We start from the raw sequence: 23,283 nt of genomic DNA on the forward strand, positions 1-23,283 counted from the left end.
AGGACAACATCGTTGCGAGATCTTGGTAAAAGATCCCACACTATAAAAAAATAAAGCCTACAGGAGTCTTCAGCGTGAGCCGCCTGCTACTGAACTGCGACATCGGCGAAAGTTTTGGCGCCTGGACCATGGGTCTGGATGCCGAGGTCATGCCATTTATTGATTGCGCCAATATCGCCTGCGGTTTCCATGCCGGCGACCCGAGCATCATGCGCAAGACCGTCGCCCTGGCGTTGCAGCATGGCGTGCAAATCGGTGCACACCCGGCGTATCAGGACCTGGCAGGCTTTGGCCGCCGCTCCATGGCGTACGCCCCCCAGGAACTCCAGGACCTGCTGCATTACCAGATCGGTGCCCTCGACGGTATTTGCCGGGCCCAGGGTGGCCGGGTCAGCTACGTCAAACCCCATGGTGCGATGTACAACGACATGATGGCCAAGCCTGCGCAACTGCGCGCAGTGATCCAGGCCGTGGCGGCGTATGACGCCAGCCTGCCGTTGATGCTGATGGCCACCCGTGACAACCGCGCCGCCCAGGCTCTGGGGGATGAATATGGCGTGACCCTGTGGTTTGAAGCCTTTGCCGACCGCGCCTATGACAACGCCGGGCACCTGGTCTCGCGGCAGTTGCCGGGTGCGGTGCATCACGATGCGCAGGTCATTCTCCAGCAGGCCCTGACCATTGCCCGGGGCCAAACCCTGGTCGCCAGCGATGGTAGCCCCTTGCTGTTGCAGGCCAACACCCTCTGTGTGCATGGCGATAACGCCAGCTCGGTGGCGGCGGTGCAGCGTATTCGCCAAGCGTTGACGCCACAATGAAGCCACGGATCGAAGTAGTGGCCATCGACTGCCTGATGGTGCGCCTGTTTGATGTGATCGCCGAAGACCACATGCCCTGGATGCTCGCCGCCACGCGTCGGCTGCGCGAGGGGTTTGGCGCGGCGCTGGTGGACTTGGTGCCTTCCTACACGACCCTGATGGTGCATTACGACCTGCTGGCGCTGAGCCCGGCACAGGCGCGGGAACTGATCGATCAGGCCCTCACGGGCTTGCAGCCCCAGGCCCAGGGCAGCGGGCAGTGTCATGTATTGCCGGTGTGGTACGACCTGAGCGTCGGCCCTGAGCTGACCTTGCTCGCCCAGCGCAGTGGGCTTGCGCTCAACGAGGTGATTCGCCGCCACAGCCAGCATCAATATCAGGTCTTCGCCCTCGGTTTTGCTCCCGGTTTTGCCTTTATGGGCCTGGTGGAAGAGCAACTCGCCGCCCCCCGCCTGAGCACCCCACGCAAGCGGGTGGCGCCGGGTAGCGTCGGCATCGCCGAGCGCCAGACCGCCGCCTATCCGGTGGAATCCCCGGGGGGCTGGAACCTGATCGGCCGCACCCCGGCCAAATTGTTCGATCGTGAGCGCGACGGCTACAGCCTGATGCAGCCGGGCGACAGTGTGCGTTTTGAAGCCATCGGGCGTGCTGAATTTATCAACCTGGGTGGCGATGACACGCCCTTGGAGGCCCAGGTATGAGCCGTTTGTCGATCGAGGCCAGCACCCCACTGTGCCTGTTGCAGGATGCCGGGCGTTTTGGTGTGCGGCACCTGGGCGTAACCCAGGGCGGCGCGCTGGATTGGGTGTCGATGTCCTGGGCCAACTGGTTGCTGGACAACCCGCTGGATGCGCCGGTGGTGGAAATTACCCTGGGCGGTTTTACCGTACAGGCCGAGGAGATTTGCGTGCTGGCCCTGGCGGGTGCGGACCTGGGGGCGTACATCGACGAGCGCGCCATCAGCCCGGGCCGCAGTTTTATTCTGCAAAAAGGCCAGCGCTTGCGCTTCACCCAGCCGCACAGCGGTGCGCGGGCTTACCTGGCGGCGCCGGGCGGGTTTGACGCGCCCAAGGTCCTGGGCAGTTGTGCCAGTGTCGGGCGCGAAGCCCTGGGCGGGCTGGACGGTTTTGGCCGGGCCCTGGCTGAAGGCGCAGCCCTGGTGTATTCCGGCTCGGGCAGCCACTTGCGTGAATTGCCGGCTGAGCGGTTGCACTCTACGGCGCCCCTGGACGTGATCCTCGGCGCGCAGATCGGCCAGTTCAGCGGCCAGAGCCTGTTCGATGCGTTCAATAGCGAATGGGCCCTGGACAGCCGCGCCGACCGCATGGGCATGCGCCTGCTGGGCACGCCGCTGGAGTACCAGGGACCGTCGCTGATCTCCGAAGGCATCCCCTTGGGCGCGATCCAGGTGCCACCGGATGGGCAGCCGATTGTATTGCTCAATGATCGCCAGACCATTGGCGGCTACCCACGACTGGGCGCGTTGACGCCATTGTCGTTGGCGCGCCTGGCGCAGTGCCTGCCGGGGGAGAAGGTAAGGCTGGCGCCAGTGATGCAGGAGACGGCGCACCGCGAGCATCTCAAGTATTTGCAGCGTTTTGCTCATTGCTAAAAGCATCGCAGGCAAGCCAGCTCCCACATTTGTGACTGCGTTCACAAAGTAAAATATGTGAATGCATTCCAAATGTGGGAGCTGGCTTGCCTGCGATAGCGGCGGTGAATCCACCCCCTACTTGGAGAGAAACCGCATCCCCTCTTCCAGCCCGCGCAAGGTCAACGGATACATCTGGTCCTCAATCAAATCCCGCACAATATTGGTCGACGAGGTATAGCCCCAGGTATCTTTCGGGTACGGATTAATCCAGATCAGCTTCTTGTACTTCTCCATGAACCGCTGCATCCACACATACCCCGGCTCTTCGTTCCAGTGCTCCACGCTGCCGCCGGCCTGGGTGATTTCATACGGGGCCATGGCTGCGTCACCGATAAAGATCACCTTGTAGTCGGCGCCGTACTTGTGCAGCAGGTCCTGGGTCGAGGTGCGCTCGGAGGTGCGGCGCATATTGTTCTTCCACACCGATTCATAAATGAAGTTGTGGAAGTAGAAGTACTCCAGGTGCTTGAACTCGGTCTTGCAGGCCGAGAACAGCTCTTCGCAGGTCTTGACGTGGGCATCCATCGAACCGCCGATGTCGAACAGCAACAGCAGCTTGACCGTGTTGCGCCGCTCCGGGCGCATCTGGATATTCAGCAGGCCGGCATCGCGGGCGGTGTGGTCGATGGTGCCGTCAATATCCAGCTCTTCGGCCGCACCCTGGCGCGCAAACTTGCGCAGGCGGCGCAGGGCCACCTTGATATTGCGCGTGCCCAGTTCCACCGAGTCATCGAGGTTCTTGTACTCGCGCTGGTCCCAGACCTTGACCGCCTTGCCCTGGCGCTGGCCGGCATCGCCCACGCGAATGCCCTCGGGGTTGAAGCCGCCGGAACCGAACGGGCTGGTGCCGCCGGTGCCGATCCATTTATTGCCGCCGGCGTGGCGCTCCTTCTGTTCTTCCAGGCGTTTCTTGAATTCCTCGATCAGCTTGTCCAGGCCGCCCAGGGATTGGATCTGCGCGCGCTCTTCATCGCTCAGCGAGCGCTCGAACTCCTTGCGCAGCCAGTCTTCGGGAATCAGCGCCTGCAAGTGGTCGTCGAGTTTCTCCAGGCCATTGAAGTAGGCGCCGAAAGCCCGGTCGAACTTGTCGAAGTGACGCTCGTCCTTCACCAGAATCGCCCGGGACAAGTAGTAAAACTCATCCATGTCGGCGAAGGTCACCCGTTGTTTCAGGGCGTTGATCAGGTCCAGCAGTTCACGCACCGAGACCGGTACCTTGGCTGCACGCATTTCATTGAACAGGTTGAGCAGCATGGCAAAAGCCCTTATCGAGTGCCGCGACGGCTCATGAACGCCAGGCGCTCAAGCAGTTGCACATCCTGCTCGTTTTTCACCAGGGCGCCGGCCAGTGGCGGGATGGCCTTGGTCGGATCACGCTCGCGCAGCACCGCCTCGCCAATATTGTCGGCCATCAGCAGCTTGAGCCAGTCCACCAGTTCGGAGGTGGAGGGTTTTTTCTTCAGACCCGGCACCTTGCGCACGTCGAAGAACACGTCCAGGGCTTCGCTGACCAGGTCTTTCTTGATGTCAGGGTAGTGCACGTCGACGATTTTCTGCAGGGTGGTGCGGTCGGGGAAGGCGATGTAATGGAAGAAGCAACGGCGCAGGAACGCGTCCGGCAGCTCTTTTTCGTTGTTGGAGGTAATGATGATGATCGGGCGCTTCTTGGCCTTGATGGTCTCGTCGATCTCGTAGACGTAGAACTCCATCTTGTCGAGTTCTTGCAGCAGGTCGTTGGGGAACTCGATATCGGCCTTGTCGATCTCGTCGATCAGCAGGATCACCCGCTCTTCGGACTCGAAAGCCTCCCACAGCTTGCCTTTCTTCAGGTAGTTGCGCACATCGTGGACCTTGTCCACGCCCAGCTGTGAGTCGCGCAGGCGGCTGACCGCATCGTATTCATACAGGCCCTGGTGCGCTTTGGTGGTGGACTTGATGTGCCAGGTAATCAACCGTGCGCCGAACGATTCGGCCAGTTGTTCGGCGAGCATGGTCTTGCCGGTGCCCGGCTCGCCCTTGACCAGCAGCGGGCGCTCCAGCGTGATGGCAGCGTTGACGGCCAGTTTCAGGTCATCGGTGGCAACATAGGCCTGGGTGCCTTCAAACTTCATTTCTCAATCCTCGAACATGACGCCGGTAGTCAGCATGCCTGCGACTATAGCGCGCAGGCCTGGCGACTGTGAACGTAGACGGGTTATTCAGTCTCTGAATGACCGGTCACGCCACAGTCAATCCGCGCTGGGCTTGGGTTGCTCATAGCGGGCATTGAACGCATGGACAAAACCATTGCGCAAAATCTGCAAAAACGCCTGGAACGCGCTGATATCTTGCTGGTGAACGCTGCCGCTCAGTTCGACCCGGGTGGCAAATTGGTTTTTGCTCTGGTTTTTCAGCACGGTTTCGCTGGCGCCCACCACGGCTTCCCAGATCGAGCGCAAAATCCCCTTGTCTTTGTTCTCCACGTCCTGTTGCCAGTTGAACACTTCCACATCCCGCAACAGTGGCTTGATATAGCCGGTCAGTTGGGCTTTTTCGGCCTGGGCTTCGATCACCACGTCGCCGGTGCCGGCATTGAAGTCGAACTTGCCGTAGGCCGAGGCGAAGTCGTTCAGGCGCTTGAGCTGGATGTCGCGGGCGCGAAAGCGGAACGCGAAGTCTTCAAAATTGCTCAGCGGGTCGAAGGTTGCGCTGGCTTCCAGCGGCGCATGCCCCAGCAACAGGGCCTTGCCATCAAAGCGCGCATCGCGCTTGCCTTCGACGTCCACCACATTGGTCAGGTTGTAGAAACTGGCGTTGACCTGGGTGGCACCGAGGTTGACCGGCGGTTTGGAGTTGAAGTTGTGAAAGGCAATCGTGCCATCGTCGATCCGCACTTCGTTGAGGGTGATCGGCAGCAGTTTGCCCAGTTGCGCCCGCCAATCGGTGCCGCGACCGGTCTGGGACGCCTGTTGGTTGGCACCGCCGTCGACGAAGTTGAGCTCTGGCTTGACGAATTGCACTTGGGCCACCACCGCACGGTCGTACCATAAGGAGTGCCAGCTGACCGACAGGTCAATGACCGGCGCCTTGACGAACGGTACGGGCACCTTGCCATCCACCTTGACGATCTGCAGGCCATTGATCCGGTACGCGCCGCGCCACAGGGCCAGGTCGACATCGGTCACCTGGCCACGGTAGTCGCCCATGTCGGCGAGTTTTTCGTTGAGGTAGTTACGCACCAGGTAGGGCAGGGCGATATCCAGTGCCACCAGTACGATCACCAGCCCGGCGACCGTCCAGAGCGGCCAACTGTAGCGACGCTTCATAGGTTTTTTCTCCCTGTGTATAGGCGGTTGACTACGCGGGCAGCGGCAACGTTCCTCGACTGGACGCCTTGGAGTACGAGGCATACCCTTGTTGCCTTCTTGAAAACCGCCTAAAGGACTCCGCCATGAGCCGCATTTTTGCAGACAACGCGCACTCCATCGGCAATACGCCCCTGGTGCAGATCAACCGTATCGCGCCCCGTGGTGTGACTATCCTGGCCAAGACCGAAGGGCGTAACCCAGGGTATTCGGTGAAGTGCCGGATTGGGGCGAGCATGATCTGGGATGCCGAAAGCAGCGGCAAACTCAAGCCGGGCATGACCATCGTCGAGCCGACCTCGGGCAATACCGGGATCGGCCTGGCCTTTGTTGCCGCCGCCCGCGGCTACAAATTGCTGCTGACCATGCCGGCGTCCATGAGCATCGAGCGGCGCAAGGTGCTCAAGGCCCTGGGCGCCGAGCTGGTGCTGACCGAGCCGGCCAAGGGCATGAAAGGTGCCATCGAGAAGGCCGGTGAAATCCTCGCCAGCGACCCGGCCACCTACTTTATGCCGGCCCAGTTCGATAACCCGGCCAACCCGGCCATCCACGAAAAAACCACCGGCCCGGAAATCTGGAACGACACCGATGGCGCGGTGGATGTGTTGGTGGCGGGGGTCGGCACCGGGGGAACCCTCACGGGCGTATCGCGTTATATCAAGAACACGGCGGGCAAGCCGATCCTCTCGGTGGCCGTGGAGCCCATCAACTCGCCGGTGATTACCCAGGCGTTGGCTGGCGAAGAGATCAAGCCCAGCCCCCACAAGATCCAGGGGATTGGCGCGGGTTTTGTGCCAAAGAACCTCGATCTGTCGATGGTGGATCGGGTGGAGTTGGTCAGTGACGACGAATCCAAGGCCATGGCCCTGCGGTTGATGCGGGAAGAGGGCATCCTGTGCGGGATTTCCTGTGGCGCGGCGATGGCCGTGGCGGTGCGCCTGGCCGAGAAACCGGACATGCAGGGCAAGACCATCGTGGTGATCCTGCCGGACTCCGGTGAGCGCTACTTGTCGAGCATGCTGTTCAGCGATCTGTTCAGCGACCAGGAAAACCAGGCCTGACCCTTGTCGGTGTAGCGAAAGCGGATTGATCCATATCAGCCCGGTTTTATGCCTCTTATGCATAATTGATTGCCCGCCGCGTGCTCCTTAAAACGGATTGTTGGATCACGCGGGTTTTTCCTCCGGCCCGGAGTGTTTATCATGGCCGGCTGCTATGTCTGGTTTCCCGCTGCCGGGAGGCTCTTTCCAGGAGTTGCTGCATGACCTTTTCTTTGGCCGCCAAGCTGTCGGTGCTGTTGCTGTTTATCGGCAGTACGCTTTACGTGCATTTGCGCGGCAAGGCGCGTTTGCCGGTGCTGCGTCAGTTCGTCAACCATTCGGCGCTGTTCGCCCCCTACAACGCCTTGATGTACATCTTCTCGGGTGTACCGTCCAAGCCCTACCTGGACCGTAGCAAGTTCCCGGAACTGGATGTGCTCAAGGACAACTGGGAAGTGATCCGCGACGAGGCCATGCATTTGTTCGACGAAGGCTATATCCGCGCCGCGGAGAAGAACAACGATGCCGGTTTTGGCTCGTTCTTCAAGAAGGGCTGGAAGCGCTTCTACCTCAAGTGGTACGACAAACCGCTGCCGTCGGCCGAGTTGCTGTGCCCGAAAACCGTGGCCCTGGTCAGCAGCATCCCCAACGTCAAGGGCGCCATGTTTGCGCTGCTGCCGGGCGGTAGCCACCTCAACCCCCATCGCGACCCGTTTGCCGGCTCCCTGCGCTATCACTTGGGCTTGTCCACGCCCAACTCCGACGACTGCCGCATTTTTGTCGATGGCCAGGTCTACGCCTGGCGTGATGGCGACGACGTGATGTTTGACGAAACCTATGTGCACTGGGTAAAGAACGAAACCGAGAAGACCCGGGTGATTCTGTTCTGCGACATCGAACGGCCCCTGAGCAACCGGCTGATGACCCGCATCAACCGTTGGGTCAGTGCCCAACTGGGCCGCGCGACCGCGCCACAGAACCTGGATGACGAGCGCGTGGGCGGCATCAACCAGGCCTATGCCTGGAGCAAGAGCTTCAGCGACCGTTTCAGTGGCGTGGTCAAGCAGTGGAAGCGCAAGCACCCCAAAGCCTATCGCATCATGCGGCCAGTGCTGGCGGCGGCGGTGGTGGTGGCGTTGGTGTATTGGTTGTTTGGTTGATAGTTTTAGAACAGAAAACCGCTCTTATGAGCGGTTTTTTATGTCTGTTACTTTTCCGGGCGACCCGCCAATAGGCTTGGCTCGTCAATGTTGCCGGCCATAGCCGCATTTAGAAAACGGCGTTGATTGGCGGTCAGCACTGTGCTTTTAGGTTCCTGGCCTGCCTTGGACGACGCTTTTCGGGCGACGGGTTTTTTAATAAGTTCTCCCATACAGCCTCCACGATTGATCATTAATTGAACATTTTTGCGATGCTATTCGTTCTCTACCGCTATCACAAGCCTGCCCCGTGAATCGAAGTCAAAGCCCAGGTTCTGATAGAGGGGAATAGCCCCGGGTGCGGGCTCCTGAATTTCTATCCATTGGCTGCCAATGATTCTCGCGTAATGGTCGATAGCAATCATCGTCAGTGAGGCTATGCGGCTTTTCAAAGGGTGGGACTTTCCAGGTCTTCCCTCCAGGCGGATGAGCTTGATCCGCAACCGGCTTTGATTGGGATTGGCAAAGCACAGCCCACAGAGCACCTCGTCGTACCAAAGAGACAAATCGAACGCCATCGGTTCACGGCCTTTCCACGTCGCAACCTCGTCCCACGGGAAGTGAGCGTCTTCTGCCCAGTCCTGATAGGCAGCCAATGCATGCCTGTCGATCAATGCAAAACGGACATGGGTTAAATCGATATCTGTGCCCTGGGCGTCGGTGTGTTTCAGGTTTTTGTACCCCTGTTGAGTCGATGCATTCGCAAGGCGCAAGGCTTTGGAGCGGTAGAGCTGGTATCGCAAGGAGTCGCGGGTTTTTGGCATTGGCGGTCATGAGTCGAAAGCCTCCTGAAGAGGAGTACGTTGGTTTTTCCCAAGGCTAGAGGTGGTTTTTCAACTTGTCCTTACTGGCCTTTTGGCAAAGCCATTGCAAAGCGTGTCACCGGCTGGTTATAGTCGAGCCTAGGTGCTTCACGGCACTTTTCAATCCCTTCAAAAAGATCAGCCCATGCCTGCTTCCCCACGCATAGCGGTAGTCGATTCAGCGCTCAACGCTGTGGTCGTGCCGTGCGGGAATCAACAGCCTGTGCAGATCAGTCATTACCCCCCACCTGTCAGTAGCACGCCGGTGTACGCAGTCGTATCACCGCCGGGCGTTGGTATTTCGGGCTGATCAGCAGACCGCTGTTCCCCGTTGCCCGTCTGTACCGAACCTACTGAATTTCAGCCTTGGCTGAGTTGGCTTTTTGCCTGACTACAGGTGTTCATCATGTCTGTGCTTTCAAAACAATCCGTGGCCGCGGCGGCCTCGACGAGCCTGTTTGTCCTGCTGTGGAGCAGCGGGGCGATTTTCTCCAAGCTGGGCCTGGCCCATGCCTCACCCTTTGCCTTCCTGTTGATCCGCTTTGCCATTGCCCTGGCGGGCCTGGTGGTGCTGGTGCCGGTTCTCAGGCTCAAGCTGCCGCGCCCGGGTAAACCGCTGTGGTATGCCGTCGCCACCGGGCTGGTGTTGCTGGGGGCCTATCAGATTTTTTATCTGCTGGCCCTGGACCTGAAGGTCACCCCCGGCGTGATGGCGACCATCATGGGCGTGCAACCGATCCTCACCGTGGTGCTGATGGAACGCCAGCGCTCCTGGCGCCGGCTGTTCGGCCTGGCACTGGGGCTGGCGGGCCTGATCATGGTGGTGTACCAGGGCATCGGCCTGGCTGGGATGTCCCTGGCCGGCATGCTGTTCGGCTTGCTGGCGCTGGCGAGCATGACCCTGGGCTCGATCATGCAAAAGCGCATCACCGAGCACCCACTGGGCACCTTGCCGGCGCAGTACCTGGCGGGCTTGTTGCTGTGCGCGGTGTTTGTGCCGTTCCAGCCCTTTGAGTTCGAGCACACCCGTGGCTTTTACCTGCCAGTGCTGTGGATGGGGCTGGTGGTGTCGCTGTTGGCGACGCTGTTGCTGTACCGCCTGATTGCCCGGGGCAACCTGGTGAATGTCACCAGCCTGTTCTACCTGGTGCCGGCAGTCACTGCGGTGATGGACTACCTGATCTTCGGCAATCGCCTGGCGCTGCTGAGTGTGCTGGGGATGGGGTTGATCATCATCGGGTTGGTGTTTGTCTTCCGTAAGGCTTGATATCCCTGTGTAGGAGCCGAAAAGCCGGCTCCTACACAGCTTTGATCAATTTCCCTGGTCGCAGCACCAGCCACAATGCCCCCGCGATCAACATCCCGCCATACAGGTGCGCCATGGACAATGGCTCATCCAGCAGCAATGCCCCCCACAACACGCCGAAGGGCGGAATCATGAAGGTGACTGTCATCGACTTCACCGGCCCGATGGAGGTCAGTAAACGGAAGTACAAGATGTAGGCGAACGCCGTACACAACAGCCCCAGGCCCAGCAATGACAACCACACATGCCAGCCGCCCCAACTGGCGGGCGGATGGCTGATGGCGCTCCAGCCAAACCAGGGCAAGAGAAACAAGGTGGCGCCCAGCATGCTGCCCAAGGCTGAAAGGCGGCTATCCAGGCCACCCTGTTGGTCCAGCCAGCGGCGCGCCAGGAAGCCGGCGAAGCCGTAGCAGGTAGTGGCCAGCAGACAGGCGAGGGCGCCCATCAGCAGTTCCAGGTCAAACGCCACCGGCCCGGCCCGGGTCAGGATGCCTACGCCAAACAGGCCCAGGCCTACCCCGACAATCTTCGACAGCGTCAGCCGTTCATGGAAAAACAGCCCGCCAATCAGCACCCCCATCAACGGCGTGGTGGCGTTGAAAATCGCCGAGTAACCCGCCGGCAAGACCTGGGCCGCCACCGAGTACATGGTCGCGGGGATCCCCGAGTTGATCACCCCCAGCAACAGCACGGTCTTGAACTTGCCCTGGAAGTCCCAGCGCACCCGCAGTAGGGCCAGGATCACCAGCAAGCCGGCGGCGGCAATCGATACTCGGAAGAAGGCCGTGGGAATCGTGCCGATTTCCGGCGCGATAACCCGCATGAACAGAAAGCTCGCGCCCCAGATGGCGGCCAGCACCAGCAGGTACAGGGTGTCGACAGGTCTCACGGACAGCTCCTTTTTCACAAGGGCGAGAGTGTTGCCCAGGGATCGGCCTGACACAATCTTTTACGCGTCAACGACACCAGAAAGCGCATCCCCCTGCCAGTGAGGCCCGGCGCCTGGCAAAAATTGTACTTCTCCTGCCTACGGACTCTGGCTAATCTCAGGTCTTCCGAATGCCCGCAGAGGTCTCCGACATGCCGCAGCAAACGCCTGCCATCGACACCGCGCAGTCCATCGCCCAGATGATCCTCGATGGCTTCGACGATTACCGCGAGCACTTTCGCCAGATCACCGACGGCGCCCGCGAGCGTTTTGAGAAGGCCCTGTGGCAAGAGGCGCAAACCGCCTCGGCGGCGCGGATCAACCTGTATGAAGAGAAGGTCGGCGAAGTCACCACGCGCCTGCGGGCCGCTTTTGACGCGGGGGCATTGCTGGATGTCAACGCCTGGCCCCTGGTCAAGAGCGCCTATATCAGCCTGATCGACCTGCGGTTTGACGATGAACTGTCCGAGACCTGGTACAACTCGATTTTTTGCGGGTTGTTCAGCCATGACCTGATCAGCGACGGCTGCATGTTCATCCATACCACCCGCCCGAGCCTGCGCCGTGCCCGTGCCGCGCAGACCCGCACCTACAAGCCCCAGGGCCAACTGGCGGGCATGCTCGAACAGATTTTCAGCGACTACCGCTTCAGCGAGCCCTACGCCGACCTGGCCGCCGACCTGCAGCGTCTCGAAGCACAACTGCGCGAGAACCTGCCGGACTGGGTGTGCAAGGACCCGGACCTCAATGTCGAGCTGTTTTCCTCGGTGCTTTACCGCAACAAGGGTGCGTACCTGGTGGGCCGCCTCTACACCCGCGATGAACAGTGGCCGCTGGTGATCCCGCTGCTGCACCGCGAAGGGCAGGGCATCCGCATCGACGCGCTGATCACCGACGAAGCCGATGTGTCGATCATCTTCTCGTTCACCCGCTCCTATTTCATGGTGGATGTGCCGGTGCCGGCAGAGTTCATCGGCTTTCTCAAGCGCATCCTGCCGGGCAAGCACATCGCCGAGCTGTACACCTCCATCGGCTTCTACAAACATGGCAAGTCAGAGTTCTACCGGGCGCTGATCAACCATCTGGCCAGTACCGACGACCAGTTCATCATGGCCCCGGGCGTGCGCGGGATGGTCATGAGCGTGTTTACCCTGCCGGGTTTCAACACCGTGTTTAAAATCATCAAGGACCGCTTCTCGCCGTCGAAAAACGTCAACCGCGCCACGGTGATCGAGAAGTACCGCCTGGTCAAAAGTGTCGACCGGGTCGGGCGCATGGCCGACACCCAGGAGTTTGCCGACTTCCGTTTCCCCTTGAGCAAGTTCGAGCCGCAATGCCTGGCCGAATTGCTGGAAGTGGCCGCGGGCACGGTCGAGGTGGAAGGCGACACGGTGTTGATTCGCCACTGCTGGACCGAACGGCGCATGACCCCGCTCAACCTCTACCTGGAAAACGCCAACGAGGCCCAGGTGCGCGAAGCCCTTGAAGACTACGGCCTGGCAATCAAACAGCTGGCGGCGGCGAATATCTTTCCCGGCGACATGCTGCTGAAAAACTTTGGCGTCACCCGCCATGGTCGCGTGGTGTTCTATGACTATGACGAGATCTGCTTCCTCACCGAAGCCAACTTCCGCCATATCCCGGCACCGCGTACCCCCGAGGATGAAATGGCCTCCGAGCCCTGGTACTCCATCGGCCCGCTGGACGTGTTCCCTGAGGAATTCCCGCCGTTCCTGTTTGCCGAGGCCGGGCAACGGCGCTTGTTCGATGAGTTGCACGGCGAGTTGTACAACGCCGACTACTGGAAAGGCCTGCAGGAGGCGATTCGGGCGGGGAAGGTGATTGATGTGTTCCCGTATCGGCGCAAGGGCCTGGATAACGAATAGGGGCATCAACACCGCCAGACCCTGTGGGAGCTGTCGAGCCCCGGCGAGGCTGCGATAGCGGTGGGTCAGGCAGCATTGATGTTGGCCGTGCCGCCGTCATCGCAGCCTCGCCGGGGCTCGACAGCTCCCACATGTGATTTACGCGGCCTTTAACGTTGTGTGCGCTTTTCTGCCACAATTGCCGGCCGTGCATAAATAGACGACCTTCAAAGTACCTGATGACTGACCAAGCGCCCGCTATCGACCAACTCCTGAAAAACCTCGATCACGCCATGCTCGCCGACCGCCACCGCTTGCGTCGGCAGTTGCTTGAGCTGCGCAAGAAGCCCGATGAGGAGAAGCTGGCGCAGTGGGTGGCGCGTATGCAGGCGTCGTGTGCCCAGGTCACGGCGCGGGCGGCCAGCGTGCCGCAGGTCCGTTATGACGACAGCCTGCCCATCGCCGCCAAGCGCGACGAGATCAAGGCGGCGTTGCTCAAGCATCAGGTGCTGATCATCGCCGGCGAGACCGGCTCGGGTAAAACCACGCAGTTGCCGAAGATCTGCCTGGAAATCGGCCGCGGCCAGTACGGCTTGATCGGCCATACCCAGCCCCGGCGTATTGCGGCACGCAGTGTGGCCAGCCGGGTTGCCGAAGAACTGGCGACCCCTTTGGGCGCGCTGGTGGGCTATCAGGTGCGCTTCGAGGACCAGAGCGACGCCAATACCCTGATCAAGCTGATGACCGACGGCATCCTGCTGGCCGAAACCCAGAATGACCGCTACCTCGAACGCTACGACACGATCATCGTCGACGAAGCCCACGAGCGCAGCCTGAATATCGACTTCCTGCTCGGCTACCTGAAGACCCTGCTGCCACGCCGCCCCGACCTCAAAGTCATCATCACCTCGGCCACCATCGACCTGGAGCGCTTCTCCAAGCACTTCGACGATGCGCCGATTGTCGAGGTCTCGGGGCGGACGTTCCCGGTGGAAACCTGGTACCGCCCGCTGACCCTGGAACAGGACGAGGAAGGCAACCGCGTCGAAGACGACTTGACCGTGGACCAGGCGATCCTCGCCACCCTCGATGAAATCGCCGCCTTTGAACGCAGCGAGCGCAAGAGCCCGGGCGATGTGCTGGTGTTCCTGCCCGGTGAGCGCGAGATCCGCGATGCCGCCGATATGCTGCGCAAGGCCCAGCTCAAGCACACGGAAATCCTGCCGTTGTACGCGCGCCTGTCGCCGGCCGAACAGCAGCGCATTTTCCAGTCCCATCCGGGGCGGCGCGTGGTGCTGGCGACCAACGTCGCGGAGACCTCGCTGACCGTGCCGGGCATCCGCTACGTGATCGACAGCGGCACCGCACGCATCAGCCGCTACAGCTACCGCGCCAAGGTCCAGCGCCTGCCGATCGAGGCGATCTCCCAGGCCAGTGCCAACCAGCGTAAAGGCCGCTGCGGCCGGGTCGAGCCGGGCATCTGCGTGCGCCTGTTCAGTGAAGAAGATTTTATCGGCCGCCCGGAATTTACCGACCCGGAGATCCTGCGTACCAACCTGGCGGCCGTGATCCTGCAGATGCTGCACCTGCGCCTGGGCGAAATCACCGACTTCCCGTTTATCGAACCGCCGGATGGCAAGGCCATCAGCGATGGCTTCAACCTGCTGCAGGAGCTTTCGGCGGTGGACCGCAACAGCCAGCTGACGCCCCTGGGCCGGCAACTGGCGCGCTTGCCGGTAGATCCGCGCATGGGCCGCATGTTGCTGGAAGCGGCCAAGCTCGGCAGTTTGCAGGAAGTGCTGATCGTCGCCAGCGCCATGTCGATCCAGGACCCGCGCGAGCGCCCACCGGAGCGCCAGCAAGCGGCCGACCAGGCCCACGCGCAATGGAAGGACCCGGACTCGGACTTCGCCGGGCTGGTCAACCTGTGGCGCGGCTTTGAAGAGCAGCGCCAGGAACTGACCGCCAGCCCCTTGCGCAACTGGTGTCGCAAGAATTTCCTCAACTACCTGCGCTTGCGCGAGTGGCGTGATTCCCACCGACAGTTGAGCTTGATCTGTCGTGATATGCAGTTGACGGTCAACAAGGAGCCGGCGGATTTCCCGAAACTGCACAAGGCGGTGCTGTCCGGCCTGTTGAGCCAGATCGGCCAGAAAACCGAGGACGGTGACTACCTGGGTGCCCGTCAGCGGCGCTTCTGGATTCATCCCTCCTCGGGGATCGGCAAGAAGCGCCCGCAATGGTTGATGACCGCCGAACTGGTGGAAACCACCAAGCTGTATGCGCGCATGGTGGCCAAGATCGATGCCGACTGGATCGAGCCCCTGGCCGGGCACCTGATCAAGAAAAACCACTTTGAACCCCATTGGGAGAAGAAGCGCGGCCAGGTCGTGGCCTTTGAGCAGATCACCCTGTTCGGCCTGATCGTGGTGGGGCGCCGGCCGGTGCATTACGGGCCGGTGGACCCGGTAGTGTCCCGCGAGCTGTTTATCCGCGAAGGCCTGGTGCGTGGCGAGATCCAGTCCCGGGCCAAGTGCCTGACTGCCAACCAACAGTTGCTGGAGCAATTGGACGAACTGGAAGCCAAGGCCCGGCGCCGCGATATCCTGGCCGACGAAGAAACCCTGTACGCCTTCTACGACGCGCGCCTGCCGGCAGAGATCCATCAGACGGCGACCTTCGACAGTTGGTACAAGATCACCAGCCAGAAAGACCCGCAACTGCTGATCATGCGCGAAGAAGACGTGCTGGCTCGCGAGGCCAGTGAAGTCACCGCCGCCCATTACCCCGACACCTTGCACCTGGGCGACCTGGCCCTGGCCTTGAGTTATCACTTTGAACCCAACCACCCGCGCGACGGCGTGACCTTGCGCGTGCCCGCACCGCTGTTGCCGGCCTTGCCCGCCGAGCGCCTGGAATGGCTGGTGCCCGGGCTGATCGAAGCCAAGTGCATTGCCCTGGTGCGCAACCTGCCTAAGGCCCTGCGCAAGAACTTCGTGCCGGTGCCGGACTTCGTCAAGGCCGCGCTGCAACGTATCGAATTTGCCCAGGGTTCGCTGCCCCAGGCGCTGGGGCGCGAACTGTTGCGCATGACCGGCGCGCGGGTCAGCGACGAAGCCTGGAGCGAAGCCGCGCAGCAGGTGGAAAACCATCTGAAGATGAACCTGGAAGTGGTCGACGCCCAGGGCAAGTTCCTCGGTGAGGGCCGCGACCTGGCAGCGCTGACCGCACGGTTTGTCGAAGCCAGCCAGGCCGCCCTGGCGGTGCCGCAGACTGCCAAAAGCCAGCAGCCGGTGGAGGCCAAGGTCTTCGCTGCGGTTGCCGAGACTACCCAGCAGAAGATTGCTGGCCTGTCGATGACGGTGTATCCGGCGCTGGTAGAAGAAAACGGCACGGTCAAGGAAGGACGTTTCTCTACGGCTGCCGAAGCCGAATTCCAGCACCGCCGTGCCTTGCAGCGCCTGTTGATGCAGCAGTTGGCCGAGCCGGCAAAATTCCTGCGCGGCAAATTGCCGGGCCTCACAGAGCTGGGGCTGATGTACCGCGAGCTGGGGCGCATCGACGCCCTGGTCGAAGACATACTGCTGGCCAGCCTCGACAGCTGCGTGCTGGAAGGCGAGGCCAGCCTGCCACGGGATGGCGCGGGCCTGGCAGCCTTGGCCGAGCGCAAGCGCAGCAGTTGGACCGAACACGCCGAACGCCTGGCGCGCCTGACCCTTGAGGTATTGAAGCTGTGGCATGGCCTGCAAAAACGCTTCAAGGGCAAGATCGACCTGGCCCAGGCCGTGGCACTCAACGATATCAAGCAGCAACTGAGCAACCTGGTGTACCCAGGCTTTGTGCGCGAAACCCCGGCGCAGTGGTTCAAGGAACTGCCGCGCTATCTCAAGGCCATCGAACTGCGCCTGGAGAAACTGCCCAGCCAGGTGCAGAAGGACCGGGTCTGGAGCGCCGAGCTGGGCGGCCTGTGGAGCCAATACCAGACGCGCCTGAACAAGCACGCCCAGGAAGGCAAGCGCGACCCGCAACTGGCGCTTTACCGCTGGTGGCTGGAGGAATACCGGGTGTCGTTGTTTGCCCAGCAGTTGGGCACCAAGGTGCCGATTTCTGACAAGCGCTTGAGCAAACAGTGGAGCCAGGTCGAGCCTTGACCTGCAAGAACCTGGGGGGAAGGGCGTGCGCAATAGGCGCCAAACCCCCCGGTTTATGGCAAACTTCGCCGGTATAAATGCCGGGATCGTCTAGATTGGCTGTATCAGCCTCGACGCGCCGGGACAAAGCGTTTCCCCGTTTGATGTCCGCGCGGCGGACTAGAGCGACTTACGGTTTGGTACGACGGTACCAATCCCTTCTGCCTGAACAGATTTAGAGGAACGACCGTGCATAACGTCGTCATCAGCGGCACAGGCCTGTACACCCCGGCCAACAGCATCTCCAACGAAGAGCTGGTGCAGTCTTTCAATGCTTACGTTCAACAGTTCAATGCCGACAACGCCGTGGCCATCGAGCAGGGCGACGTTCAGGCGTTGACCGAATCCAGCGCCGCCTTTATCGAAAAGGCCTCGGGTATCAAGAGCCGCTTTGTCATGGACAAGGACGGCATCCTCGACCCCCAGCGCATGACCCCGCGCCTGCCCGAGCGCTCCAACGACGAGTGGTCGATCCTCTGCCAGATGGCCGTGGGCGCCGCCGAGCAGGCCCTGCAGCGCGCCGGCAAGACCGCCGCCGATATCGACGGGGTGATCGTCGCCTGCTCCAACCTGCAGCGCGCCTACCCGGCCATCGCCATCGAAGTCCAGGAAGCCCTGGGCATCCAGGGGTTTGGTTTTGACATGAACGTGGCGTGTTCCTCGGCGACCTTCGGTATCCAGAACGCCTGCAACAGCATCCAGCTGGGCCAGGCCCGGGCGATCCTGATGGTCAACCCGGAGATCTGCACCGGCCACCTGAACTTCCGTGACCGTGACAGCCACTTCATCTTCGGTGATGCGGCGACCGCAGTGATTCTGGAGCGTGCCGACCTGGCCACTTCCGAGCACCAGTTCGAGGTGGTCAGCACCAAGTTGCTGACCAAGTTCTCTAATACCATCCGCAACAACTTCGGTTTTCTCAACCGTGCGGCGGAAGAAGGTGTGGGCGCGCCGGACAAGCTTTTCGTGCAGGAAGGCCGCAAAGTCTTCCGTGATGTCTGCCCGATGGTTGCCGAGTTGATCGGCCAGCACCTGGTTGAGAACCAGTTGAGCGTTACCGACGTGAAGCGTTTCTGGCTGCACCAGGCCAACCTGAGCATGAACCACCTGATCGTCAAGAAGCTGCTGGGCCGTGAAGCCGAGATCGAAGAAGCACCGGTGATCCTCGACACCTACGCCAACACCAGTTCGGCGGGGTCGGTGATCGCGTTCCACACCTACCAGGACGACCTGCCCAAGGGCGCGTTGGCGGTACTCAGCTCGTTCGGCGCCGGGTATTCGATTGGTAGTGTGATCCTGCGCAAGCGCTGAGTAAGCAGGCTTCCTTGGCTTCAACACAATGAGGTTTTGAATGGCAGCCGCCGACGACGCGCATCTGCTTGAACGCCTGCTCAAGGGGGAGCAGCGTGCCTACAAGGAGTTGGTCACCACTTACCAGAGCGCAATGCGCGCCGTGGCCTACGCCATCGTCGGCCAGCGCCATGCCGACGAAGTGGTGCAGGATGCCTGGCTGTCGGTGGTCCGCAACCTTGCCAAGTTCGAGGGGCGCTCCAGCCTCAAGACCTGGCTGCTGACCATCACCGCCAACTCGGCCAAGGGCCGCTACAAGCTGAACCGGCGCGAAGTGTTGCTTGATGACCTGCCGTCACCCCACGGGACCATTGGCGATGAGCGCTTTGCCGCCGATGACGGGCATTGGCTGGTGGCACCGTTCGCCTGGCATGAAGACACCCCTGAAGCGCTGCTCACCGAAAACGAGCTGCGCGAGTGCCTGGAGCACACGTTGCTGAGCCTGTCGGAATTGCAAAGCAGCGTGTTGACGCTACGTGAGCGCCAGGGGCTGGAGTTGGAGCAGATCTGTAATCTTCTGGAGATATCGCTCTCCAATGTTCGTGTGCTGTTGCATCGGGCGCGGCTTAAAGTCTTCGCCACGGTGGAGCATTTCGAGGAGACCGGTGAATGTTGACGTGCAAGGAACAAGTGGCGCGCTCCAGCGACTATCTCGATGGGCAACTGACCTTTCGTGAGCGTTTGTTCATGCGCCAACACTTGCTGTTTTGCGGTCATTGCCGGCGTTTCATGCGCCAGATGCGCCTGATGCAGGCCACCTTGCGCATCCTGCCCGAACCCGAAGTGGCCGATGCCGAAGGGTTGGCCGAGCGCCTGGCCTCGGAGCTCAAGCACAACTCCTGACCCAGCGCTGCCTGCGGTTGCCAAAGCCTGCGACGTCCCCGTCGTGGGCTTTTTGGTGTCGGTGAAAAGCGATGTGCTGGAAAACATTGCAGATTTGTAATTTTTTTCACCTTTTTTTCACTTGGCATTTCTCGTACTTTTTCCGCTCAAGCCCACGCCGTCTGTAGCTTTGCGCTTATTCCCCGTGGTTGTAAGAAAGTTCCCCTGTAATAAAATATTTATCTTGCGGCAACTTGTCTGAAATATCCCCTCGCCAAGATCCCCTCCCAACACCAGCGGGCCTGACCCGTGTGTTTTCCAACGCAAAAGACCACCAATTAGGGGAATTCTTCGATGATCCGTAAGCACTTCGCCGGTTTCGCGGCCAGCGCCCTGGCCCTGGCCGTTACCGCCCAGGCTTTCGCTGGTACTGTCACTACTGATGGCGCCGATATCGTTGTCAAAACCAAGGGCGGCCTTGAGGTTGCTACGACCGACCAGAACTTCAGCTTCAAGCTGGGTGGTCGCCTGCAAGCCGATTACGGCACATTTGACGGCTTCTACACCAAGAACGGTGATTCGGGCGACGCCGCTTACTTCCGTCGCGCCTTCCTGGAACTGGGTGGCACCGTCTACAAGGATTTCAAATACCAGCTCAACTACGACTTCTCCCACAACTCGGGTAACTCCGACGACGGTTACTTCGACGAAGCGTCCATGTCTTATGTGGGCTTCAAGCCGGTCACGATCCGCGTCGGTCGTTTTGACCCGGATTTCGGCCTGGAAAAAGCCACCAGCTCCAAGTGGATCACGGCCATGGAGCGTAACTCGGCTTACGAGGTTGCAGACTGGGTCAACCTTCACGAAAACGGCATGGGCATCCAGGTCAGCGGCACCGCCGCCGATATGTTCTACGGCTCGACCAGCCTGGCTTCCAAGGACATCAACGACGAAGACGGCAAGGGCGTGAAGCAATTCAACGGCCGTATCGTACTGGCTCCGATGAACAAAGGCGGCGACGTCCTGCACTTCGGCTTGAACGTGGCGGTACGTGACCTGAACGATGCCGCTTTCGACTCGCGAATCCGTCCACGTCTCGGCGCTCGTGGCGTGGCGACCACCGGTGGCAACGATGCGGGCACCAACGGCAACCGCGCAACCTTCGGTGGTGGCGTGGGCCTGAACGCCAGCAACCTGACCGCAGTCGGCGCCTACGACACCGACACCGTGTTCGGTGGTGAATTTGCCTTCGCCAGTGGTCCATTCTCGGTGCAGGCTGAAGCCCTGAGCCGCAAGATGAAAGCTGACAGCAATGCCTACCAGGACGTGAAAACCAGCGGTTTCTACGGCCAACTGGCCTACACCCTGACCGGCGAGTCCCGTGCCTACAAACTCGACGGTGGCAAGTTCGACGCGATCAAGCCCGAGAACAAGCAATACGGCGCCTGGGAAGTGTTCTACCGCTACGACAACATCAAGGTTGACGACAAAAACATCGTCGTCAGCAGCGCTACCCGCGAAACCGGCGACGCCAAGGCCAACGTCAACACCCTGGGTGTGAACTGGTACGCCAACGAAGCGGTCAAGCTGTCCCTGAACTACAGCAAGGTCAGCACTGACAAGATCACCAACGCCAATGGCGATGACAGCGGTGATTCCATCGTCGGCCGTGTGCAGTACGTGTTCTAAGCAACGTTAATACCGCTCCAAGCGCTCTTTCTTCATCCGTTAAAGCGCAATCCTCTTTTTCACCCCGCCATTGGCGGGGTTTTTTTTTGCTGCCCGCGCGGGCGGCGGGTTCTGTCAGAATGGCCCGAATATTGTGAGCGAGCGTTTACCGTCGGGGAATGGCATGCCGTTGAAACGTTTGAATAGCCTGTCCGAAATATCGCCTGATGAATGGAATACGTTGGTCCCCGAGGATCAGCCGTTTCTGCGCCATGCGTTCCTCAGTGCGCTGGAAGACAGTGCCAGCCTTGTCCGGCACGCTGGCTGGCAGCCGGAGCACTTGCTGCATTACGCGGGGGAGCAGCTGGTGGCGGCGCTGCCCAGCTATCGCAAATGGCACTCCTATGGCGAATATGTGTTCGACCATGGCTGGGCTGACGCGTGTGCGCGTGCGGGCATCGAGTACTACCCCAAGCTGCTGACAGCGGTGCCTTTCAGCCCGGTCAGCGGGCCGCGCCTGCTGGTGGCCAATGGCGCGGACGGCCTTGAATTGCTCAAGAGCCTGCCCGGTTACCTGGAGATCGAAGGGCTTTCCAGTGCCCATATCAACTTCACCGATGCCATGGCCGATGCCGCCCTGGGCCAGCAACCCGGCTGGCTTGCGCGCCTGGGTTGCCAGTTTCATTGGCAGAATCGTGGTTATCGCGATTTCCAGGACTTCCTCGACGCCCTGAGTTCGCGCAAACGCAAGCAGATGCGCAAGGAGCGCGAGCAAGTGGCGGGGCAGGGGATCGAGTTCGAGTGGCTGCACGGCCATGAGTTGAGCGAGGCCCAGTGGGATTTTGTCTACGCCTGCTACGCCAACACCTACGCCGTGCGCCGGCAGTCGCCGTACCTGACCCGCGAGTTCTTCAGCCTGCTGGCCGAACGCATGCCGCAGGCAATACGGGTGGTGCTGGCCAAGCAAGGGACGCGGCCGGTGGCCATGGCGTTCAGCCTGGTCGGTGGCGACAGCCTATATGGCCGCTATTGGGGCTGCCTGGGCGAGTTCGACCGGCTGCATTTTGAAACCTGTTTCTATCAAGGCATGGATTACGCGATCGCCAATGGCCTGCAACGTTTCGACGCGGGTGCCCAGGGCGAGCACAAGTTGATTCGTGGGTTTGAGCCGGTGATTACCCGTTCCTGGCACTACTTGCGCCATCCGGGCTTGAAAACCGCTGTGGCGGATTTCCTGGAGCGCGAGCGGGTGGGGATTCTGGCGTATGCCGAAGAGGCGCGGTCGGCGTTGCCGTATCGGCAGGAATAACGCTCATGTAGGAGCGAGCTTGCTCGCGAAAAAACTGAGGGCGCCGCGTTTATCCAGGATGAACGCGGTGTACGTGAGTTCTTCGCGAGCCAGCTCGCTCCTACAGGGTGGATTGATGCGGTTGGATCAGGCCTTTTCTTCCTTGCCCAACCACCGGTAGGTGATGCCACCGATCACTGCGCCAAGGATCGGCGCCAGCCAGAATAGCCACAGTTGCTGGATCGCCCAACCGCCGACAATCAGTGCAGGTCCGGTGCTGCGGGCCGGGTTGACCGAGGTGTTGGTGACCGGGATGGAGATCAGGTGGATCAGCGTCAGCCCCAGGCCAATGGCGATGGGCGCCAGGCCAGCCGGTGCGCGACGGTCAGTGGCGCCGAGGATGATCAGCACGAACATCGCGGTCATCACCAGTTCAGTGACAAACCCTGCCGCCATTGAATAGCCACCTGGCGAGTGTTCACCATAGCCATTGGACGCCAGCCCCGAAGCCAGTTCAAAACCCGGTTTGCCGCTGGCAATGAAGTACAGCAGGGCCGCTGCCACCACGCCGCCAATGACTTGCGAGACGATATACGCAGGCATCTCCTTGGCTGGAAACCTGCCGCCGACCACCAACCCCACGGTGACCGCCGGGTTAAGGTGACAGCCGCTGATATGGCCAATGGCAAATGCCATGGTCAACACGGTAAGCCCGAAGGCCAGCGATACCCCCAGCAGGCCGATTCCGACATCGGGGAACGCAGCGGCCAGAACGGCACTCCCGCAGCCACCCAACACCAGCCAAAACGTACCTAACCCTTCTGTAACGGAACGTTTGAACAGAGACATGAATGCGTCCTTCTAAATCAACTGGTCGGTAATGCTTCCCTGCAGCCTGATATCAGGGTCCTCCTGGACCCTGAGTGCAGTACAGCAGGATTGTGATAGACGGCCAGCGAGATAGAAAAAACTGTCAGAATTGTTCGGAATTGATAACGCCGTTAGTAG

Annotated in this window: 20 protein-coding genes; 13 read left to right on the forward strand and 7 right to left on the reverse strand. The window is 60.8% G+C overall.

Annotated features, from left to right (window positions below; translation table 11 throughout):
• Positions 1-74: 74 nt before the first annotated feature.
• From AO268_RS04925 to AO268_RS04935, 3 genes are read left to right on the forward strand one after another with little or no spacing between them, the layout of a single operon-like run.
• Positions 75-818: a 5-oxoprolinase subunit PxpA gene (locus tag AO268_RS04925; RefSeq protein ID WP_076962452.1), complete on the forward strand. Its 744-nt coding sequence runs from the start codon at positions 75-77 to the stop codon at positions 816-818.
• Entirely contained in the window at positions 815-1,519 is a 705-nt protein-coding gene (locus AO268_RS04930; RefSeq protein WP_099168037.1) for a 5-oxoprolinase subunit B family protein, read from the forward strand. The genes AO268_RS04925 and AO268_RS04930 overlap by 4 nt, the downstream gene beginning before the upstream one ends.
• A complete protein-coding gene (locus AO268_RS04935) occupies positions 1,516-2,430 on the forward strand; it encodes a biotin-dependent carboxyltransferase family protein (protein ID WP_099168038.1) in 915 nt (304 codons plus the stop codon). The genes AO268_RS04930 and AO268_RS04935 overlap by 4 nt, the downstream gene beginning before the upstream one ends.
• 117 nt (positions 2,431-2,547) lie before the next feature.
• On the opposite strand, the gene AO268_RS04940 is transcribed toward AO268_RS04935, so the two are convergent.
• From AO268_RS04940 to AO268_RS04950, 3 genes are all read right to left on the reverse strand, one after another.
• Positions 2,548-3,726, reverse strand: coding sequence for a vWA domain-containing protein (locus tag AO268_RS04940; RefSeq protein WP_076962449.1), 1,179 nt, complete (start codon positions 3,724-3,726; stop codon positions 2,548-2,550).
• An 11-nt stretch (positions 3,727-3,737) separates the two neighbouring features.
• Positions 3,738-4,583, reverse strand: a complete 846-nt coding sequence (locus AO268_RS04945) for an AAA family ATPase (protein ID WP_029292347.1) — start codon at positions 4,581-4,583, stop codon at positions 3,738-3,740.
• 117 nt (positions 4,584-4,700) lie between these two features.
• Entirely contained in the window at positions 4,701-5,777 is a 1,077-nt protein-coding gene (locus AO268_RS04950) for a DUF748 domain-containing protein (protein ID WP_099168039.1), read from the reverse strand.
• 125 nt (positions 5,778-5,902) lie between these two features.
• On the opposite strand from AO268_RS04950, the gene cysK reads away from it, so the two are divergent.
• Both cysK and AO268_RS04960 read left to right on the forward strand, forming a co-directional pair.
• Positions 5,903-6,877, forward strand: a complete 975-nt coding sequence (cysK, locus tag AO268_RS04955; protein ID WP_099168040.1) for a cysteine synthase A — start codon at positions 5,903-5,905, stop codon at positions 6,875-6,877.
• 200 nt (positions 6,878-7,077) lie between these two features.
• Positions 7,078-8,016 carry an aspartyl/asparaginyl beta-hydroxylase domain-containing protein gene (locus AO268_RS04960; protein ID WP_099168041.1) on the forward strand — a complete coding sequence of 313 codons (939 nt, stop codon included), beginning with the start codon at positions 7,078-7,080 and terminating at the stop codon, positions 8,014-8,016.
• Positions 8,017-8,063: 47 nt separating this feature from the next.
• On the opposite strand, the gene AO268_RS04965 is transcribed toward AO268_RS04960, so the two are convergent.
• Complete coding sequence (locus AO268_RS04965; protein ID WP_242627624.1) at positions 8,064-8,228, reverse strand: hypothetical protein; 165 nt, start codon at positions 8,226-8,228, stop codon at positions 8,064-8,066.
• Between the two features lie 42 nt (positions 8,229-8,270).
• Complete coding sequence (locus AO268_RS04970) at positions 8,271-8,819, reverse strand: hypothetical protein (RefSeq protein ID WP_099168042.1); 549 nt, start codon at positions 8,817-8,819, stop codon at positions 8,271-8,273.
• A gap of 445 nt (positions 8,820-9,264) precedes the next feature.
• Between AO268_RS04970 and AO268_RS04975 the strand changes: the two genes are divergently transcribed.
• Positions 9,265-10,125 (forward strand): DMT family transporter, encoded by an 861-nt coding sequence (locus AO268_RS04975; protein WP_099168043.1) that lies wholly within the window; start codon positions 9,265-9,267, stop codon positions 10,123-10,125.
• Between the two features lie 31 nt (positions 10,126-10,156).
• Here the strand turns inward: AO268_RS04975 and AO268_RS04980 are convergent, their stop codons facing one another.
• Complete coding sequence (locus AO268_RS04980) at positions 10,157-11,053, reverse strand: DMT family transporter (RefSeq protein ID WP_076962442.1); 897 nt, start codon at positions 11,051-11,053, stop codon at positions 10,157-10,159.
• Between the two features lie 191 nt (positions 11,054-11,244).
• Between AO268_RS04980 and aceK the strand changes: the two genes are divergently transcribed.
• The 7 genes from aceK (at position 11,245) to AO268_RS05015 (ending at position 22,296) form a co-directional block, all read left to right on the forward strand.
• On the forward strand, positions 11,245-12,978 hold the full coding sequence (gene aceK / locus AO268_RS04985; RefSeq protein ID WP_099168104.1) for a bifunctional isocitrate dehydrogenase kinase/phosphatase: 1,734 nt from the start codon (positions 11,245-11,247) through the stop codon (positions 12,976-12,978).
• A gap of 218 nt (positions 12,979-13,196) precedes the next feature.
• Complete coding sequence (hrpA, locus tag AO268_RS04990) at positions 13,197-17,108, forward strand: ATP-dependent RNA helicase HrpA (RefSeq protein WP_099168044.1); 3,912 nt, start codon at positions 13,197-13,199, stop codon at positions 17,106-17,108.
• Positions 17,109-17,336: 228 nt separating this feature from the next.
• Positions 17,337-18,458: a beta-ketoacyl-ACP synthase III gene (locus AO268_RS04995; RefSeq protein WP_076962440.1), complete on the forward strand. Its 1,122-nt coding sequence runs from the start codon at positions 17,337-17,339 to the stop codon at positions 18,456-18,458.
• A 40-nt stretch (positions 18,459-18,498) separates the two neighbouring features.
• On the forward strand, positions 18,499-19,113 hold the full coding sequence (locus AO268_RS05000) for an RNA polymerase sigma factor (protein ID WP_076962439.1): 615 nt from the start codon (positions 18,499-18,501) through the stop codon (positions 19,111-19,113).
• Positions 19,107-19,340, forward strand: coding sequence for an anti-sigma factor family protein (locus AO268_RS05005; RefSeq protein ID WP_076962438.1), 234 nt, complete (start codon positions 19,107-19,109; stop codon positions 19,338-19,340). Before AO268_RS05000 ends, AO268_RS05005 begins: the two co-directional genes overlap by 7 nt.
• A gap of 333 nt (positions 19,341-19,673) precedes the next feature.
• A complete protein-coding gene (locus AO268_RS05010) occupies positions 19,674-21,008 on the forward strand; it encodes an OprO/OprP family phosphate-selective porin (RefSeq protein WP_076962437.1) in 1,335 nt (444 codons plus the stop codon).
• A gap of 163 nt (positions 21,009-21,171) precedes the next feature.
• Complete coding sequence (locus AO268_RS05015; RefSeq protein WP_099168045.1) at positions 21,172-22,296, forward strand: GNAT family N-acetyltransferase; 1,125 nt, start codon at positions 21,172-21,174, stop codon at positions 22,294-22,296.
• Positions 22,297-22,422: 126 nt separating this feature from the next.
• Here the strand turns inward: AO268_RS05015 and aqpZ are convergent, their stop codons facing one another.
• Complete coding sequence (gene aqpZ / locus AO268_RS05020) at positions 22,423-23,124, reverse strand: aquaporin Z (protein WP_076962976.1); 702 nt, start codon at positions 23,122-23,124, stop codon at positions 22,423-22,425.
• Positions 23,125-23,283: the final 159 nt, after the last annotated feature.

This window comes from Pseudomonas sp. ICMP 8385 (assembly GCF_002699915.1).
Classification (GTDB): domain Bacteria; phylum Pseudomonadota; class Gammaproteobacteria; order Pseudomonadales; family Pseudomonadaceae; genus Aquipseudomonas; species Aquipseudomonas gessardii.

Coding starts and splice junctions, on each gene's coding strand:
- AO268_RS04945 (WP_029292347.1), bottom strand. CDS start 4,583: ATGAAGTTTGAAGGCACCCAGGCCTATGTTGCCACCGATGACCTGAAA.
- aqpZ (WP_076962976.1), bottom strand. CDS start 23,124: ATGTCTCTGTTCAAACGTTCCGTTACAGAAGGGTTAGGTACGTTTTGG.
- AO268_RS05000 (WP_076962439.1), top strand. CDS start 18,499: ATGGCAGCCGCCGACGACGCGCATCTGCTTGAACGCCTGCTCAAGGGG.
- AO268_RS04935 (WP_099168038.1), top strand. CDS start 1,516: ATGAGCCGTTTGTCGATCGAGGCCAGCACCCCACTGTGCCTGTTGCAG.
- aceK (WP_099168104.1), top strand. CDS start 11,245: ATGCCGCAGCAAACGCCTGCCATCGACACCGCGCAGTCCATCGCCCAG.
- AO268_RS04975 (WP_099168043.1), top strand. CDS start 9,265: ATGTCTGTGCTTTCAAAACAATCCGTGGCCGCGGCGGCCTCGACGAGC.
- AO268_RS05010 (WP_076962437.1), top strand. CDS start 19,674: ATGATCCGTAAGCACTTCGCCGGTTTCGCGGCCAGCGCCCTGGCCCTG.
- AO268_RS04950 (WP_099168039.1), bottom strand. CDS start 5,777: ATGAAGCGTCGCTACAGTTGGCCGCTCTGGACGGTCGCCGGGCTGGTG.
- AO268_RS04965 (WP_242627624.1), bottom strand. CDS start 8,228: ATGGGAGAACTTATTAAAAAACCCGTCGCCCGAAAAGCGTCGTCCAAG.
- AO268_RS04970 (WP_099168042.1), bottom strand. CDS start 8,819: ATGCCAAAAACCCGCGACTCCTTGCGATACCAGCTCTACCGCTCCAAA.
- hrpA (WP_099168044.1), top strand. CDS start 13,197: ATGACTGACCAAGCGCCCGCTATCGACCAACTCCTGAAAAACCTCGAT.
- AO268_RS05015 (WP_099168045.1), top strand. CDS start 21,172: ATGCCGTTGAAACGTTTGAATAGCCTGTCCGAAATATCGCCTGATGAA.
- AO268_RS05005 (WP_076962438.1), top strand. CDS start 19,107: ATGTTGACGTGCAAGGAACAAGTGGCGCGCTCCAGCGACTATCTCGAT.
- AO268_RS04930 (WP_099168037.1), top strand. CDS start 815: ATGAAGCCACGGATCGAAGTAGTGGCCATCGACTGCCTGATGGTGCGC.
- cysK (WP_099168040.1), top strand. CDS start 5,903: ATGAGCCGCATTTTTGCAGACAACGCGCACTCCATCGGCAATACGCCC.
- AO268_RS04960 (WP_099168041.1), top strand. CDS start 7,078: ATGACCTTTTCTTTGGCCGCCAAGCTGTCGGTGCTGTTGCTGTTTATC.
- AO268_RS04940 (WP_076962449.1), bottom strand. CDS start 3,726: ATGCTGCTCAACCTGTTCAATGAAATGCGTGCAGCCAAGGTACCGGTC.